Genomic DNA, 2445 nt, shown 5'->3' with positions numbered 1-2445 from the left:
GGAGGAGCGGGAGGAGTTGCTGGTGGGCTTCCAGGGCGAAGCCCTGCCCGGGGGGGATGCTATGGCGGCCGGGGCCGAGGCCGGGACGGTGCTGGACTTGCTGGCCGCGCAGGTGGCGACCCAGCCGACGCGGGCGGCGGTGGTGACGGCCAGCGGCACGCTCAGCTACGCCGCGCTGGAGGCCCGGGCCAACCAGCTGGCCCACGCCCTGCAGCGCGACTACGGCCTGCGCCCGGGCCAGCTCGTGGGCCTGCTGGCCGAGCGCGGCCCACAGGCCCTGATCGGCGTGTGGGCCATCCTCAAGGCCGGCGGGGCCTACGTGCCGCTCGACCCGGACTACCCGGCCGCCCGCCGCCAGTTTCTGCTCTCCGACGCGGCCCCGGCCGTGCTGCTGACCCAGACCGACTACCTCTTCGAGCTGGGCGACTACGCCGGAGCCGTCTTCGCCCTGGACGTGCAGCTCGACGAGCTCGACACGCCCCCCACCGCGCCCGTGCTTGCCCCGGCGCTGGGGGCGCAGAGCCCGGCCTACGTGATTTACACCTCCGGCTCGACCGGCCAGCCCAAGGGCGTGCTGGTCACCCACGGCAATTTGCTGCACGCCACCCGGGCGCGGCTGGCTACCTACAGCGGGGTGGAGGCTTTTCTGCTGCTCTCCTCGCTGGCCTTCGACAGCTCGGTGGCCGGTCTCTTCGGCACGCTCGGCGCCGGCGGCACGCTGCTGCTGCCCCCGGCGGCGGCCCTGGGCGACGTGCCCTCCCTGGCCCAGTGGGCCCGCCAGCAGGGCGTCACGCACCTGCTCACCGTGCCCTCGTATTACCAGCTGCTGCTGGCCGAGTTTGCCCAGGTGCCCAATGCCCTGCGCCAGGTCATCGTGGCCGGCGAGGCCTGCCCGCTGAGCCTGGTCGAGCGCCACCAGCAGGCCCCGGCCCTGCAGCAGTGCACCCTCTTCAACGAGTACGGCCCGACCGAGGCCACGGTCTGGAGCACGGTGCACGCCTACGGGCGGGACGAGCCCGTGCGCGCCACCATCGGCCGGCCCATCGCCGGCACCCAGGTGCTCGTGCTCGACGCGGCCCGGCGCCTGGTGCCCGTGGGCGTGGCCGGCGAGCTGTGCGTAGCCGGCCCAGGCCTGGCCCAGGGCTACTTGCACCAGCCCGAACTCACAGCCGACAAATTCGTGGCCCATCCCTTTGCCCCCGGCCAGCGCCTCTACCGCACCGGCGACGTGGCCCGCTGGCAGGCCCAGGGCACGCTCGAGTTCCTGGGCCGGGGCGACCACCAGGTCAAGATCCGCGGCTACCGCCTCGAGCTGGGCGAAGTGGAGCGGGCCCTGCTCACCCACCCGCAGCTGGTCGAGACGGTGGTCGTGGCCCGGCCCGGGGCCGGGGAGGCCAGCAGCCTGGAACTGGTGGCCTACGTGGTCAGCCCCGCTGGCGTCGAGCTCACGGCCGGCGAGCTGCAGGCGTATCTGAGCCAGCGGCTGCCGGCCCACGCCGTGCCGGCCCAGTTTGTGGCCCTGGCCCAGCTGCCGCGCACGGTGCACGGCAAGGTGGACGCGGGCCAGCTGCCCGACCCGCAGGCCCAGCGCCTGGGCACGGGCGTGGCCTACCAGGCGGCCCGCACGGCGGTTGAGGCCCTGCTCGTGGGCATCTACGAGCAGGTGCTGGGCCGCACGCCCATCGGCATCGAGGAAGACTTCTTTGCCCTGGGCGGGGACTCGATCAAGTCCATCCAGATCGTCTCGCGCCTGCGCCAGGGCGGCTACGCGGTGGCCATCCAGGATATTTTGCTCTACCCGCGCATTGCTGCCCTGGCCGCGCGGGTGCAGCCGGTGAGCCGGCAGAGCGAGCAGGGCCTGATTACCGGGCCCGTGCCGCTGGGCCCGATCCAGCACTGGTTCTTCGGGCTGCACTTGGCCGCGCCGCACCACTTCAACCAGTCGGTGCTGCTGCGCAGCCGCGGGCCGGTGGTGGAGAAGGGGCTCAGAGCCAGCCTGGACCAGCTGGTGCTGCACCACGATGCGCTGCGCACGGTCTTCGCGCAAGAGGCGGAAACCGGGCAATGGCAGCAGCAGACGCGGGGCAAGGAGCAGGGCTACGGCTGGCAGGTGCTGCCCTATGAGGCGGCCAGCTTCGCGGCGGAATGTGACCGGATCCAGGCCAGCCTGGATTTGGGCACGGGCCCGCTGCTGCAGGCGGCCCTGTTCCGGGACCCGGCCGGGCAGCAGGACCGGTTGTTGCTGGTCTGTCATCATTTGGTCATCGACGGGGTGTCGTGGCGCGTGGTGCTGGAGGACTTGAGCACGCTCTACGGGCAGTACCGGCAGGGCGTGGCGCTGAGCTTGCCGGCCAAGACGGATGCGTTTCAGTACTGGCAGCAGCAGCAGCAGGCCTATGCCCAGAGCTCGGCCCTGGCCCAGCAACTACCCTACTGGCAACACGT

Annotated in this window: 1 protein-coding gene; it reads left to right on the top strand. The window is 72.3% G+C overall.

Annotated elements, in window-relative coordinates; genetic code table 11:
* The coding region (locus LGH74_RS24755) for a non-ribosomal peptide synthetase (RefSeq protein WP_226180877.1) at positions 1-2445 on the top strand (2445 nt) is incomplete at both ends.

The organism is Hymenobacter lucidus (genome assembly GCF_020447265.1).
GTDB lineage: Bacteria > Bacteroidota > Bacteroidia > Cytophagales > Hymenobacteraceae > Hymenobacter > Hymenobacter lucidus.
Note: the sequence above shows the minus strand (reverse complement) of the source record. Positions and strands in the feature narration are given on the sequence as shown.